The sequence below is a fragment of the Cupriavidus basilensis genome, from assembly GCF_000876015.1.
In the GTDB taxonomy this organism is placed as follows: domain Bacteria; phylum Pseudomonadota; class Gammaproteobacteria; order Burkholderiales; family Burkholderiaceae; genus Cupriavidus; species Cupriavidus basilensis_B.
In genome coordinates, this window is sequence record NZ_BBQM01000016.1 from 151,674 (window position 1) to 165,145 (window position 13,472).

Genomic DNA, 13,472 nt, shown 5'->3' on the forward strand with positions numbered 1-13,472 from the left:
GTCAAGTGGTATATTTTCGTCCCTGCGCGCCGTCCCCGCCGCCGCGCCGGCGGGACCGCCCCAACATGAATACGCGGCCGGCCGGCGATCCGTCCACGGCAAACCGGCCACATGCCGCACAATAGCGGCGCCGCCCCCGCCATCACGCAACAAAGGAGACCCGAGCATGGCCAGACACCGCCCCGCAGCCGAAGGCGGATACCAGCGCGGAGAAGAAACGCGCGCGCGCATCGTGGACGCGGCGCTGCGCCTGTTCGGCGAGCGCGGCTACGAAGGCGCGTCCACCCGCGACATCGCCCGCGAAGCCGGCGTCAACGCGCCCGCGCTGCAGTACTACTTCGACAGCAAGGAAGGCGTCTACCTGGCGTGCATCGCCTTTTTCGTCGAGCGCGTGTGGGAACACCTCGAAGACGTGGTGTCGCACGCCGAGGCCGTGCTGGCCGACGCCCAGGCCGGCGACCGCGCGCTGACCGACGCCTACCTGGGCATCCAGGCGCGCTTCGCCTCGTTCGCCTGCGACGTGCCCGAAGCCGTGCACTGGCGCATGTTCATGGCGCGCGAACGCGCCGGCCTCGGCCCCGCGGCCTCGTTCAACGTGATCGACAAGGGACTGAACCGCCGGCTGTTCGCGGCCACCTCCGGCCTCATCGGCCGCCTGCTCGGCAAGCCGGCCGACGACGAGGAAACGCGCATCCGCACGCTGACCATCGACGGCCAGGTGCTGGTGTTCCGCATGATGCGCCGGCAGGTGCTCAGCATGCTGGGCTGGGAAAACATCGGCCAGCAGGAAACCGAGCGCGTGGCGGCGGTCATCCTCGACCAGACGCGCGAGCTGCTGGCGGCGCTGGTGAAAAGCCGCAAGGCGCGGCTGGCGAAGGCGGCCGGGGGCCAGGCAAGGGACTGAGCCGGCGCGGCTCCCCCTGCCATTCGCCGCCGCGCGGCACGCCCTACTGCAACTCGATCTTCGCGATCTCGGCCAGCCGCTTCCAGCGCGCGATTTCTTCCTTTTGGTAGTTGTGCAGCTCCGCCGGCGTCGACAGGATCAGCGCGGTGGACTGGTGCTGGTAGTACTCCTTGACGTCGTCGGCCGCGCCGGCGGCGGCGAACAGCTCGCCGAGCCGGCGCGCGATGGGCGCCGGCGTCCTGGCCGAGACCGCGGCCGCCACCCAGTTATAGGCGAGGAAATCCGGCACGCCGGCCTCCGCCGCGTTCGGCACGCCGGGCAGCAGCGGCGAGCGCTGCGGCGCGGTGTAGGCGAGGCCGCGCACCTTGCCGCCCTTGACCAGCTCGATCGCGCCGCTGGCGTCGACCACGGCGAAGTCCACGTTGGCGGCCATCACGCCGTTGATGGCGTCGCCGGCGCCCTTGTAGGGCACCGCGGTGGTCTTCATGCGGCCTTGCTCGTTGAGCCATTCGCTGTACAGCGTGTAGGACATCGAACCGGTGCCATAGTTGAGCGCGCCGGGCCGCTTGCGGGCGTCTTCCATCAGGTCCTTGAGCGTGCGGTACGGTGAACTCGCGGGCACGATGATCAGGCACGGGCCGCGCGACAACAGCGTGATCGGCGTGAAGTCGGTCAGCGGATCGTAGGGCAGCTTGCGGAAAATGGCGGCGTTGGTGGACAGCGTGGAGTTGCTGCCGATGAAGACCGTGTAGCCGTCGGCCGGCGCGCTGAGCAGCGTCTGCACGCCGATGAAGCCGTTGCCGCCGGGCTTGTTCTCCACCACCACGCCCTGCCCGGTCAGCTCGCCGATCTTCTTGGCGAACATGCGCGCGGTGGTGTCGGTGCCGCTGCCGGACGGGAACGGCACGATGAAGCGGATCGGGCGGTTGGGAAAGGCCTGCGGCTGCGCCAGCGCGGCGGCGGGAAAGGCCGCCAGCGCGGCGCCGGCCAGCGCGCCCTTGCCGGCGAGGCTGGCAAAGCGGCGGCGCGAGAGCGTGCGCGGCCGGGATGCGGATCGGGATGTGGATCGGGTATCGAATCGGGTCATGCTGTCTCCTTGATGCTCCGCCCGGCAGTGGGTCCTCCCGGTGCGGATGGTGCGGATGTGGCGTTGAATCGCGGCGCCGTGGCCGCCTGCGCTAGCGCCTGAGGCCGAGCAGGTCGCGCGCGATGACCCAGCGGTGCACTTCCGAGGGGCCTTCGTAGATGCGCATCAGGCGCGTCTCGTTTGCCATCTGCTGCAGCGGCATTTCCTTGGTCATGCCCATCGCGCCGAAGGCCTGCATGGCGTGGTCGATCACGTCCCAGGCCATCTCGGTGGCGAACACCTTGATCATCGAGACCTGGGTGCGCGCCTCGTCGCCGGCGTCGATGCGCGCGGCGGCGTCGTACGTCATCAGGCGGCAGGCGTGGATGCGCGTGGCGGCATCGGCCACCCACCACTGGATGGCCTGGCGGTCCGCCAGCGGCGCGCCGAAGGTCTGGCGCTGCGGCGCGTACTCGCACAGCATGTCGAGCGCGCGCTGCGCGCGGCCGATGCACCATGCCGCCATCTGCACGCGCCGGCTCGACAGCCGCGCCTGCATCGGCGCGAAGCCCTTGCCTTCCTGGCCGAGCAGCTGGCTGTGCGGAATGCGGCAGTCCTCCAGCACCACCTCGTAGGTGGAGGCGCCGCCGATCATCGGGATGCGCCGCTCGACCTTGAAGCCGGGCGTGCCGCGGTCGACCAGGAAGGCCGAGATGCCGCCGCGCGCGCCGCGCGCCTTGTCGGTCACGGCCATGACGATGGTCCAGTCGGCACGCGCGGCGCGGCTGATCCAGATCTTGCGGCCGTTGAGCACCCAGTCGTCGCCGTCGCGCTCGGCGCGCGTGGACATCATGGCCGGATCGCCGCCCGCGCCGGGCTCGGAGATGGCGATCGCGGAAATGGTCTCGCCGCGCGCATACGGCTCCAGGTAGCGCGCGCGCTGGTCCGCGTCGGCGGTCTTGAGCAGCATGCGCAGGTTGGGCGAGTCGGGCGGCAGGTCGTAGGGCGTGATGGTCTTGCCGAGTTCCTCGTTGACGCCGACCATCGCCACCACCGGCAGGTCGGCGCCGCCCATCTCGGCCGGCGCGTCCAGGCCCCACAGGCCCAGCTCGCGCGACAGCGCGTCGAGCCGCGCCTGGTCGTGCGGCAGCAGCGTGAGCTGGCCGCCCTGCGCCTCGCGCGCCAGCGCGTCCGCCTCCAGCGGAATCAACTGCTCGCGCACGAAGCGCGCGACCAGGTCCTTGAGCATCTGGTGCTCTTCATCCAGCGCGAAGTTCATGCCTCGTCTCCTCTCGTTTTGATGGTGTGCGTGATATGCGTGATATGCGTGACGTGCGTGGTGTGCGTGGTGTGCGTCATGCCGCGCCGGCGGGCACGCCGCCCGCCAGTTGCGCGATCGCCTCCGGCGCCAGCCCCGCTTCGCGCAGCACCTCCGCGGTGTGCTCGCCCAGCGCCGGCGCATGGCGGCGCAGCGACAGCGGCGTGGCGGAGAAGCGCGCCGCCGGCCGCATCTCGCGCAGCGGCCCTTCGGTGGGATGCTCGGTCTGCTGGAACAGGCCGACCGCCGCGAGGTGCGGATGGCCGGGCAGCTCGTCCGGCGTGTAGATCGGCGTGGCGGGAATGTCCAGCTGCTCGAACAGCGCCATCCACTGCGCCGTGGTGCGCGCCGGCGTGATCTCGCCGAGGTGCCGGTAGAGCGCGCGGATATTGGCGTTGCGCTGGGCGCGGCTGGCGATGTCGTACTTGTCGGCCAGGTCGTCGCGGCCCACGGCATGGAAGAAGGCCTGCCAGTGGCGGTCGGTATAGGGCAGCGCGCAGATCCAGCCGTCGGCGGTCTGCGCCGGGCGGCGCCCGCCCTGCAGCAGGCGCGCGTAGCCGGCGGCGCCGGTGGCCGGCTCGAAGGTCAGCCCGGCCAGGTGCTCGGCCATGACGAAGCTGGCCATCGTCTCCAGCATCGGCACCTCCACCGACTGGCCGGCGCCGTGGCGCTCGCGGTGCAGCAGCGCGGCCAGCACGGCGTTGGCCAGCGCCAGCCCGGTGGTCTTGTCGGCGATCAGGCTGGGCACGTACTCGGGGCGCTCGCCCACCGACGAGCCCAGCGCCACCAGCCCGCAGGCGGCCTGGATGATGTCGTCGAAGGCCGGCTTGTCGCGGTGCGGGCCGTCCTGGCCGAAGCCGGTGGCCACGCAGTAGACGATGCGCGGGTTGAGCGCCGCCACCGCGGCGTAGCCGAAGCCGAGCCGCTCGATGGCCGCCACGCGCATGTTGTGGACCAGCACGTCGGCGCCGGCGATCAGGCGCCGCAGCGCCGCAGCGCCCTCGGGGCGCTTGAGGTCCAGCACCACCGAGCGCTTGTTGCGGTTGAGCGCGAGGTAGATCGAGCTCATGCCGGCATGGCGCGAGACGCCGTTGGCGCGCATCAGGTCGCCCTCGGGGCCTTCGATCTTGATGACGTCGGCGCCGAGGTCCGCCAGCGCCTGCGTGGCCATCGGGCCCAGCACCACCGAGGTCAGGTCGAGCACGCGGATGCCGTCCAGCGGGCCGGCCGGCGCCGCTGCCGAATTTGCTGCCGAGGTCGGTTTATCCATGCGGCCTCCCTCAGCAGCGCCGGAACACGGGCGCGCGGCGCTCGGCCATCGCCGCCACGCCTTCGCGGAAATCGGCGGTGGCGAACTGCCCGCGCTGGATGGCCAGTTCGCGCTGGTTGGCCTCGGTCACGCGCTCGGCCAGCCCCAGGCGCAGCGTCTCGCGCGTGCTTTCCACCGCCAGCGGCGCCGATGCCGCGATCTCGTGCGCCAACACCAGCGCGCGCGCCAGCACTTCGTCCTGCGCGACCAGCTCGTCGGCCAGCCCGATGCGCACCGCTTCCTCGCCGCCGATGCGCCGGCCGGTGTAGAACAGCAGCGCGGCCTGCTGCTCGCCGACCAGGCGCGGCAGCGTCACGCTCATGCCGAAGCCCGGATGAAAGCCCAGCCGGTTGAAGCTGGCGCTGAAGCGCGCCTCGCGGCAGGTCACGCGGAAGTCCGCCACCAGCGCCAGGCCCATGCCGGCGCCGATGGCCGCGCCCGCCACCGCGGCCACGATCGGCTTGCGGCTGCGGTACAGCTTCATGGCCTGGGCGTAGAACGCCGACGGGTCGCGCGACACGGCGCCCTGCTCCGCGCCGCTGAAATCCGCGCCGGCGCAGAAGGCGCCCACGCCGGACGACAGCACCACCGCGCGGCAGGTGTCGTCGTCGTCGAGCCGCAGCAGGGTTTCGGCCAGTTGGCCCATCAGGCCGGCGTCGACGAAATTGTGGGGCGGGCGCGAGATCTCGATCTGCGCGACATGCTGGTCGCGCGACAGGCGGATCTCCGGCGGGGATGCCAGGGTCATGGCGTGGGCTCCGGGTAAACGGTGAGGAAGGAAGCGCGGCGCCACCACATGCCGGCGCCGCATCGCTGGCCGAGAGTATTCGCCGATGCCCCGCGCGGCGCTACGCTACAATTTCGGATACCGAAATCATGGGTGGCCCATCAACATCGCCGCCGGCCGCATGCCAACGCCCTCGCCACCAGTCTCCACGCGCCAGATCACCCACAGCACCGGCCGCTTCACGCGCCAGACCGGCGGCAGCCAGTCGCTCGAGCGCGGGCTGATGCTGCTGCGCGCGTTCCGCGTCGGCTCGTCCAGCCTGACCAATGCCGAGCTGGCCGCGCGCACCGGCCTGCCGCGGCCCACCGTGAGCCGCCTCACGCGCTCGCTGGTCGATGCGGGTTTCCTGCGCTACGACACCACCGAGCGCGCCTACCGGCTGGCGGCGGTGATGCTGAGCCTGGCCGACGCCTTCCGCCACGCCAGCGTGGTGCCGGAGGTCGCGCTGCCGCTGATGCGCAGGATCGCCGAGGACAAGAAGGTCAACGTGGGCCTGGCGGTGGCCGACCAGACCGCGATGGTCTACCTGGCCTCGGTGCGCCACAGCGGCGACAGCGTGTCGCGCACGCGGCGCGTGGTGCCCGGCACGCGCGTGCCGATGGAAGCCACCGCGATCGGCCTGGCCTACCTCGCCGCGCTGCCCGCCGCGGTGCGCGCGGACCTCGTGGAAGAAATTACGGAGAAGGCCGGCGAGCCATGTCCGGTGCTGCAAAAGGAGGTGGCCCGCGGCATCGCGCAGGCGCAGGCCCTGGGCTACTGCACGGCCAACTACCAGCCCGGCCACCTGACCGCCGTGGGCGCGGCGTTCCAGGGCCCGGACCACCAGTGGTACGGGCTCAACATCAGCTTCCCGCACAAGGCCAGCGAGAAGCGGCGCGACGTGGAGCGCTACGCGCCGCTGCTGCTCGGCCTGATCGCGGAGATTCGCGCGGCCTGCGACAAGCACGGGCACGCCTGAGCCCGGCGCGGCCACTCCGTCGGCGCAAGTCAGTGTTCTCGAAACGGGCGCCGGCCCGCCTTGAACAAGTTGCGGATCGCAAGTATATTGGTTGCGAATCGCAACCTTGCGATTGCCGGATCGCCAGCCCGCCAGCCCGTCAGCCCGGTATCCCGGCCCACCGCGCCACCTCAATCCCGCTCCCATGGACTTCGTCGACCTCCCCGCCCAGACCCGCGACCGCACCATCCTGGAACTGCGCGAGTTCTCCCGCAAGCTGGTGCGCGAGCTTGGTTTCATGCGCAACACCCTGGCCGACAGCGAGCTCTCGCCGTCGGCCGTGCACGCCATCATCGAAATCGGCCTCGCGCCGGGCCTCCCGGCACGCGATCTCGCCCTGCTGCTGCGCCTGGACAAGTCCAATACCAGCCGGCAGCTCGCCAAGCTGGAGGCCGCCGGCCTGCTGCGGCGCGAGGCCGCGAGCGACGACGGGCGCTCGGCCCGGCTCTACCTGACCGAGGCCGGCCAGAAGCTGCGCCGCAAGATCGACCGCTTCGCCACCGACCAGGTCTCCGGCGCGCTGCGCAAGCTGATGCCGGCCGACCAGCAGACGCTGGTGCGGTCGCTCTCGCTGTACGCCGATGCGCTGGCGCAGGACAACGCCACCAGGACGGCACACGCGGGCAGCGATGGCGACGGGCGGATCGTCGAAGGCTACCAGCCCGGATGCATCGGCGACGTGGCCAGCCTGCACGCGCGCTACTACGCGGCATCGTCGGGCTTCGGCGTGTATTTCGAGCGGAAGGTGGCGACCGAGCTGGCTGCCTTCGCGGCGTCCTTGCCCGCCCCCGGCAAGGCGCTCTGGCTCTACGTGGAAAACGGCAGGACGCTGGCTTCGCTCGCCATCGACGGGGACCCGGCCGGCGGCGTTGCCCATCTGCGCTGGTTCATCGTCGACGCCTCGCTGCGCGGCACGGGCCTCGGGCGGCGCTTGCTGGCCAAGGCCGTGGCATTCGTCGACGCGCGCTTCGGCGAGACCTATCTCTGGACCTTCAAGGGCCTGGACGCGGCGCGCCATCTGTATGAATCGTTCGGCTTCCGGCTGACCGGCGAGGCGGAAGGCGCGCAGTGGGGCACCGTGGTGGTGGAGCAGCGCTTCAGCCGGCGCGCGGACGAGACTGGCGACGCCGGGGAAGCCGGGGAAGCGCCGCGCTGACCCTGCCCGCGCGCGGCGGCCATTCCGGCCAGCCGGGGCGCCGAAGCCCGGCCATGCTTCATGCGCCGGTCTTCGGCGACAGCTTGCCGGGCGCGAACCTGGTCCGCGCCACCGGCACCTTGCGCCGGCCGGTCTCGCTGCGCCGCAGGGCGGCGGCCTGCGCCTCGGCGTGCCCGGCGCGGCGCGCGGCGGCTTCGAGTTCGGCGCGCAGCGCGTCCAGCGCTTGCGCCCTCCCGGCCAGTTCCCGCTCCGCCGATGCCAGCCGCTGGCGCAGCGCCTCGCCTTCGGCCTGCAGTCGCGCGCGCTCCGCGCTGCCGGCCACCGCCGCTTCCTGCGCCCTGGCCTGCGCGGCTGACAGCTCGGCGCGCAGGCCCGCCGCCGCCTGTTCGCCCTTCTGGCGCAGCGTGCGCTCCTGGTCGATCTCGCGCAGCGCGCGCCGCTCGGTGGCGCCGGCCCGCTCCTGGGCCACGGCGGCCTGCTCGCGCGCGCGCTCGAGTTCCGCCGAGAACTGCGCGCGCAACTCGCCCAGCTGCCGTTCCTGCGCCTGCGCCTGGTTCCTGCCCTCCTCCAGCCGCGCCCGGGTGGCGGCATGGGCCTGGCGCTCGGCATCCAGTTCCGTCCGCAGCGCGGCCAGCGCCTGGCGGGCCGCCTCCAGTTCGCCCGCGACCGCGGCGGTCTCGCGCTCGGCGGCCGCCGCCGCGGCGCGCGCCTGGTCGCGCTGCGCCTGCGCTTCGCTGGCCTGGCGCCCTGCCTCGTCGCGCAGCGCCGCCAGCTCGCCGGCGGCGGACTCGCTGGCGGCCTGCCAGATCTGCTGCACGGCATCCGCCGCGACCTGCTTGATGGCATCGGGCAGGCCGGGATGCTCGATCCGCACGCGCGCCTGCTCGCGCAGGTCCTGCCAGAACTGGCCCAGCACCTCCAGCGGCGTGCCCATGCTGCCCTTGCGCACCAGTCCATAAAGCTTGTTGGCGGTCGGCGTGATGCCGTAGCGGAAGAACAGCAGGCCACAGACCTCGCGGTACAGCGCGCGGGTTTCGGGGAAACGCTCGCGCAGCGCGGCCACGTCGGCCTGCAGGCTGGCGTCGGCGGTTTCGGGCGATTCGGTCGATGCGGGCTGGATTGGCATGGCGGCGGTGGTGTAGATACTGAATCCATAAATATTACTACGTAATGCGTAATATTTCATGATTCCATAAGATAACTTTAGACATAATTACGCTTCTGTCTATAATCGCTGGCCAAACCGCTTTTGGATCGTCATTTGGATCGCCCGTTGGATCGCTCCCCACGCATGCCAGTCCCTGCCCCGCCCCTCGCCGCGCTGCCGGCCATGCCGCTGGAACAGCTGCGGCTGCCCGCCGACCTCTCGGGCGCCGAAGGAAGCAACCGCGCCCGCGGCGGCACCCCGCAGATCGCCGCGCGCGACGACGTGGCCGCCGTCGCCGCGTGGCTGGCGCGTTATGCCGGCACCCCGGCGACCTTGCAGAGCTACCGGCGCGAGGCCGAGCGCCTGCTGCTGTGGGCGGTGATGCAGCATGGCAAGCCGCTGTCGTCGCTGACGCACGAGGACCTGCTGCTGTACGAGCGCTTCCTGGCCGATCCGCAGCCGGCCGCGCGCTGGGTCATGGCCTCGCGCAAGAAGCTGGCGCGCGGCGCGCCCGCATGGCGGCCCTTCGCCGGGCCGCTCTCGCCGGCCAGCGTGCGGCACGCGCTGGTCATCATCAATGCGCTGTTCGCGTGGCTGGTCGAGGCCGGCTACCTGGCCGGCAACCCGCTCTCGCTGGCGCGCCGGCGCCGCGGCCATGCGCAGCCCCGCATCACGCGCTACCTGAGCCACGAGCTGTGGCAGGCGGTGAAGGACACCATCGAGGACATGCCGCGGCAAAGCGAGCGCGAACGGCTGCACGCGGCCCGCTGCCGCTGGCTGCTGACGGTGCTGTACCTGGGCGGGCTGCGCGCGGCGGAAGTGGCCGGCGCCGGCATGGGCGCGTTCTTCAGCCGGCGCGACGCTAGCGGCGTGGAACGCTGGTGGCTGGAAGTGACCGGCAAGGGCAGCAAGACGCGGCTGGTGCCGGCCAGCGACGAGCTGATGGCGGAACTGGCGCGCTACCGGCGCGCCCACGGCCTGCCGCCGGCGCCGCTGCCGGGCGAAGATCGGCCGCTGGTGCTGCCCGTGATCGGGCAGGCGCGCGCGCCCAGGCCGCTGTCGCGCGGCGCGCTGCACCTGGTGCTCAAGGAGGTGTTCGTGCTGGCGGCGGAGCGCCTGCGCGCGCGCGGCCCGCAATGGGAAAGCCGCGCCGAGCTGCTGGCCAGCGCCTCGGCGCACTGGCTGCGCCACACCGCCGGCTCGCACATGACCGACAGCCAGGTCGACCTGCGCTTCGTGCGCGACAACCTCGGCCACGCCTCGATCGCCACCACCAGCGGCTACCTGCACAGCGAGGACGACGCGCGGCATCAGGCCACACAAGCAGCCCACCGGATCGGATGGGCGGTTTCATTGGACCTGCAACATGACGACGCTATGGACTCCGGGTTTCTTCATACATCACGCTCTACTAGCGCCTAGCGCTGGCATAGCGGCTGCCTGCTCGAGGCGAGCCCAACAGCCGTCGCATTCTGCGAACGACCCGGTCATGTGCAGATCGGTGGCTGGCATCTAGCCGACCTCCCGACTTGTAACGCTGACCGCGAATGCCCTCCCTCCCGGCCCCGAATTGTCTCTCATAGTCGGCCAGGTCGATTCCACGACTTGACCGATGCTGGCCGGCTTGGCTACGCGGCAAGGCGATTCGCGAACTGCGCGACGTAGCTGAGTCCCACGCATTGCAGGAATACGCCATGGCGTTGCGAAATCCCCCGCGCGCCAGCAATCGTTCGCTTGCAGCTCGCACCAGTCAACAAGAATCCTCCTGTTGAAATCAGATCCATATGATTTTGATTTCAGAAAATACGAGCGCTTATTGAGAAGCGTCTGATACCCAGCCGGACTCTCCTTTCATACCATTCCATACGCATTGATGCGGGCGCAGTGATGACCCCGCAAGACAGTCCGTCATCGGCTGTCTGCGACCCCGAATGCCCAATCTGGCACGACGCATTAGGCGTATCGGCATGGCGAGAACGGAGTGAGCAAGAATGGCGGAAGGTTTTGGCGAACTCAAGGCAGCCGGAGAGCGAGCGCTCGACGTGCTGACCACCGGGCGGCAGACTTATTTCCTCGAAGTACCCGGCGCGGCCGGCGCCGCCGATCTGTCCGTGGTGTCCTTCGAAGCGGTGGAACGACTGGGCGAGCCCTACACCGTCACCATTCAGCTCACGCATCCGCTCGTGCTCGACCGTGCCGAGTACCTGAATCGCGAAGCTGCCTTCCTGATCGCTCCTGCTGATGGCAGCGAGCCGCGCAAGTTCGCCGGCTGTATTACCCGCTTCAGCCAGACCCGCCAGACCCGCGATTTTAGCGGCTACGAGATCGTGGTCGAGCCACTGGTCGCGCGGTTGCGGCTCACTCAAGCCAGTCGCATCTACCAGCAGCAGACCGCGCCGCAGATCATCGAGGCAATCCTGCGCCGGCACGACCTCAAGGGTCACCAGTTCGTCTTCAAGACTCGCCGCAAATACCCGACGCACGCTTTCCGCATGCAATACCGGATGTCGGATTGGGACTATATCCGGCTGCTGATAGCACAGGAAGGCCTGTATTGCTACTTCACCGCCGGCAAGTTCGGCGAGATGATCGTGTTCGGCGACGACATCGATCACTATCTCTATCAGCCGGAACTGCGTGTGCCCTATCGCGAGACGGCCGGGCTGGAGTCCGGGCGGGAAACGGTATTCTCGCTCAAGACCTCCGCCAGGAGTATCCCCGGATCATTCCGGGTTGCGGACTTCAACCCGGACAAGGCATGGGAGCGCCCGACCGGCGAGGCCAATGTCGCGCGCAACGAGAAGACCACCTACGGCCAGTCCTATGTCTACGGCACGCATCACCTGGACTTCGAAGACGGCAAGTGGGAGGCGCAACTACGCCACGAGGCGGCGCTGGCCTCGCAACTGGTCTACGCGGGCGAGAGCAATGTGCTGGCGCTATGTCCGGCGCGCATCCTGCGCATGGACTACGTGCTGCCCGATGCGCCCAACGGCCAGGTGATCACCGAGGTCATCCACAGCGGCGCGCGCGATGCGGCCTACCGCAACAGCTACCGGGCCATCCCCTCGGACCGGCGCTTCCGCCTGCCACTGGACGAGGCCAACTGGCCGCGCATCCCCGGCACCCTGAGCGCGCGCATCACCTCGCCGGGTCAGTACAAGTACGCCTACCTGACCCGAGACGGCCACTACGTTGTCCGCTTCGATTTCGACTTCGACGGATGGCCCAAGGGCGGTGAAAGCGTGCCCCTGCGTTTTGCCAAGCCGTTCGCCGGTGCCCAGCAAACGGGCTTCCACTTCCCGCTGCTCGACGGCACCTATGTGGACGTGGCCTTTCGCGACGGCAATCCGAACAAGCCATACATTGCCAGCGTGCAGCACAACAGCCAGCACGCGGACCTGATTACCAATCAGGATCGCTGGCTGTCGCGCAACGTGATCCGCACGCAGAGCAACAACAAGCTGCGTTTTGAGGACTGGGAAGGGCAGGAGCACGTCAAGCTGTCCACCGAGCATTCTGGCAAGAGCCAACTGACGCTCGGGCACATCGTCAATGGCCAACGCGAAAAGCGCGGCGAAGGGTTCGAGTTGCGCACTGACGGGTGGGGAGCCCTGCGCGGCGGGAAGGGGCTGTTCCTGAGTGCGGATATGCAGGCCCGCGCCGGCGGCCCGGTGCTCGGCATGGAGGCCGCCCTGGAACAGCTACGCGCGGCCCAGGCACGCATGCAGAGCCTGTCTGACGCGGTGCGCGACGCCAAGGCGGTTGTCGCCGCGTGCGAGGAGCAGAAGACGCTGCTGGAGACGCAACTCAAGGACTTGCGGCAAGCGGTGCTGCTGGCCAGCGCACCGCACGGCGTGGCGCTGACCAGCGGCGAGCATCTGCAGTTGTCGGCCGGCGGCCACCTCTTCACCACCGCAGGCGGCAACGCCGATGCTGCGGTTGGCGGCAATCACACCGTCGCCGCCGGCGGTGCCGTCTCGCTTTATGCCAACACCCTGGGCATGAAGCTCTATGCGGGCGCCGGCCAACTTGAGCTGCAGGCGCAGGGCGATGCCATGCGCCTCACCGCGCTCAAGGATGTCACGATTGCAAGCACCAGCGATGCGGTTACCCTTGTCGCGGACAAGGCGCTCACGCTGATGTGCGGTGGCGCCTATATCAGGCTGGCGGGCGGCCAGGTCGAGATCGGCAGCGCTGGCGACATCCTGTGCCGCGGCCCGATCCGCATCGGACCGTCCGGCACCCAGCACCAAGCCTTGCCGTTGCTGCCCACGCAGCAGCAGACCGGCATGCAGCTCTGGCACGCGTATCCCAATGGCGAACCGGTCCGCCATGCACCCTACAAGGTGACCTTTGCCGATGGCAGTACCCGCTTTGGCACGCTCGATGCCACCGGGCGCGGGACGCTCGCCAACGCGCCACGCGGCGGCGGCTCGGTCGAGTACTTCGAGGAAGCGCACGATCTGCAGGACAAGGCCAGGAAGTGGGCCGAGCCCAAGGGCCAGGTGCTGGCGGGCGCCACGGCAGGCGGCGAGAACCCTCTGCCAAGCCTGGTCGGGCCAGTGATGGCCGCGACTCCGAACGGGGTCCGTGCCGTTGCCGGAGCGGCCATGGCGGTGGTCACTGCTGCCGGCCAGGGCGGCGTGGCCGCCGCCACGGCGGTGCTTCCCAAGCCGACCGGGATCGCCGCACCACCGGCGGTTGCGCCCGCTCCGGGAAATGCCACCCCGGAGCTCGCGCGAAACCTGACGTAGCCGGTGGCGATCTGAGTCGCCGCCAATTCCC

General features: G+C 70.1%; 10 protein-coding genes. 5 read left to right on the forward strand and 5 right to left on the reverse strand.

Annotated features, from left to right (window positions below; all coding sequences use genetic code 11):
- Positions 1-166 precede the first annotated feature (166 nt).
- Positions 167-904 (forward strand): CerR family C-terminal domain-containing protein, encoded by a 738-nt coding sequence (locus tag KF708C_RS17000; RefSeq protein ID WP_059412714.1) that lies wholly within the window; start codon positions 167-169, stop codon positions 902-904.
- Positions 905-947: 43 nt separating this feature from the next.
- Here KF708C_RS17000 and KF708C_RS17005 read toward each other — a convergent pair whose 3' ends face one another.
- The 4 genes from KF708C_RS17005 to KF708C_RS17020 form a co-directional block, all read right to left on the reverse strand.
- Positions 948-1,991, reverse strand: a complete 1,044-nt coding sequence (locus KF708C_RS17005; RefSeq protein ID WP_020205969.1) for a Bug family tripartite tricarboxylate transporter substrate binding protein — start codon at positions 1,989-1,991, stop codon at positions 948-950.
- Positions 1,992-2,082: 91 nt separating this feature from the next.
- On the reverse strand, positions 2,083-3,249 hold the full coding sequence (locus KF708C_RS17010; protein WP_020205970.1) for an acyl-CoA dehydrogenase family protein: 1,167 nt from the start codon (positions 3,247-3,249) through the stop codon (positions 2,083-2,085).
- A 76-nt stretch (positions 3,250-3,325) separates the two neighbouring features.
- Entirely contained in the window at positions 3,326-4,558 is a 1,233-nt protein-coding gene (locus tag KF708C_RS17015; RefSeq protein ID WP_059412715.1) for a CaiB/BaiF CoA transferase family protein, read from the reverse strand.
- 10 nt (positions 4,559-4,568) lie between these two features.
- Positions 4,569-5,345: an enoyl-CoA hydratase/isomerase family protein gene (locus KF708C_RS17020; protein WP_197090378.1), complete on the reverse strand. Its 777-nt coding sequence runs from the start codon at positions 5,343-5,345 to the stop codon at positions 4,569-4,571.
- 160 nt (positions 5,346-5,505) lie between these two features.
- On the opposite strand from KF708C_RS17020, the gene KF708C_RS17025 reads away from it, so the two are divergent.
- Complete coding sequence (locus KF708C_RS17025) at positions 5,506-6,342, forward strand: IclR family transcriptional regulator (RefSeq protein ID WP_029044235.1); 837 nt, start codon at positions 5,506-5,508, stop codon at positions 6,340-6,342.
- Positions 6,343-6,526: 184 nt separating this feature from the next.
- A complete protein-coding gene (locus tag KF708C_RS17030) occupies positions 6,527-7,537 on the forward strand; it encodes a bifunctional helix-turn-helix transcriptional regulator/GNAT family N-acetyltransferase (protein ID WP_059412716.1) in 1,011 nt (336 codons plus the stop codon).
- Between the two features lie 58 nt (positions 7,538-7,595).
- Here the strand turns inward: KF708C_RS17030 and KF708C_RS17035 are convergent, their stop codons facing one another.
- Complete coding sequence (locus KF708C_RS17035) at positions 7,596-8,663, reverse strand: DNA-binding protein (protein WP_059412717.1); 1,068 nt, start codon at positions 8,661-8,663, stop codon at positions 7,596-7,598.
- A gap of 165 nt (positions 8,664-8,828) precedes the next feature.
- On the opposite strand from KF708C_RS17035, the gene KF708C_RS17040 reads away from it, so the two are divergent.
- Positions 8,829-10,106, forward strand: coding sequence for a tyrosine-type recombinase/integrase (locus tag KF708C_RS17040; RefSeq protein ID WP_231586521.1), 1,278 nt, complete (start codon positions 8,829-8,831; stop codon positions 10,104-10,106).
- Positions 10,107-10,675: 569 nt separating this feature from the next.
- On the forward strand, positions 10,676-13,441 hold the full coding sequence (locus KF708C_RS17045) for a type VI secretion system Vgr family protein (protein WP_082079616.1): 2,766 nt from the start codon (positions 10,676-10,678) through the stop codon (positions 13,439-13,441).
- Positions 13,442-13,472: the final 31 nt, after the last annotated feature.

What these genes read in the sequence shown, in the direction of transcription:
- KF708C_RS17020 (WP_197090378.1), bottom strand. Translation starts at nt 5,345, where the DNA reads ATGACCCTGGCATCCCCGCCGGAGATCCGCCTGTCGCGCGACCAGCAT.
- KF708C_RS17005 (WP_020205969.1), bottom strand. Translation starts at nt 1,991, where the DNA reads ATGACCCGATTCGATACCCGATCCACATCCCGATCCGCATCCCGGCCG.
- KF708C_RS17025 (WP_029044235.1), top strand. Translation starts at nt 5,506, where the DNA reads ATGCCAACGCCCTCGCCACCAGTCTCCACGCGCCAGATCACCCACAGC.
- KF708C_RS17035 (WP_059412717.1), bottom strand. Translation starts at nt 8,663, where the DNA reads ATGCCAATCCAGCCCGCATCGACCGAATCGCCCGAAACCGCCGACGCC.
- KF708C_RS17045 (WP_082079616.1), top strand. Translation starts at nt 10,676, where the DNA reads ATGGCGGAAGGTTTTGGCGAACTCAAGGCAGCCGGAGAGCGAGCGCTC.
- KF708C_RS17015 (WP_059412715.1), bottom strand. Translation starts at nt 4,558, where the DNA reads ATGGATAAACCGACCTCGGCAGCAAATTCGGCAGCGGCGCCGGCCGGC.
- KF708C_RS17000 (WP_059412714.1), top strand. Translation starts at nt 167, where the DNA reads ATGGCCAGACACCGCCCCGCAGCCGAAGGCGGATACCAGCGCGGAGAA.
- KF708C_RS17030 (WP_059412716.1), top strand. Translation starts at nt 6,527, where the DNA reads ATGGACTTCGTCGACCTCCCCGCCCAGACCCGCGACCGCACCATCCTG.
- KF708C_RS17010 (WP_020205970.1), bottom strand. Translation starts at nt 3,249, where the DNA reads ATGAACTTCGCGCTGGATGAAGAGCACCAGATGCTCAAGGACCTGGTC.
- KF708C_RS17040 (WP_231586521.1), top strand. Translation starts at nt 8,829, where the DNA reads ATGCCAGTCCCTGCCCCGCCCCTCGCCGCGCTGCCGGCCATGCCGCTG.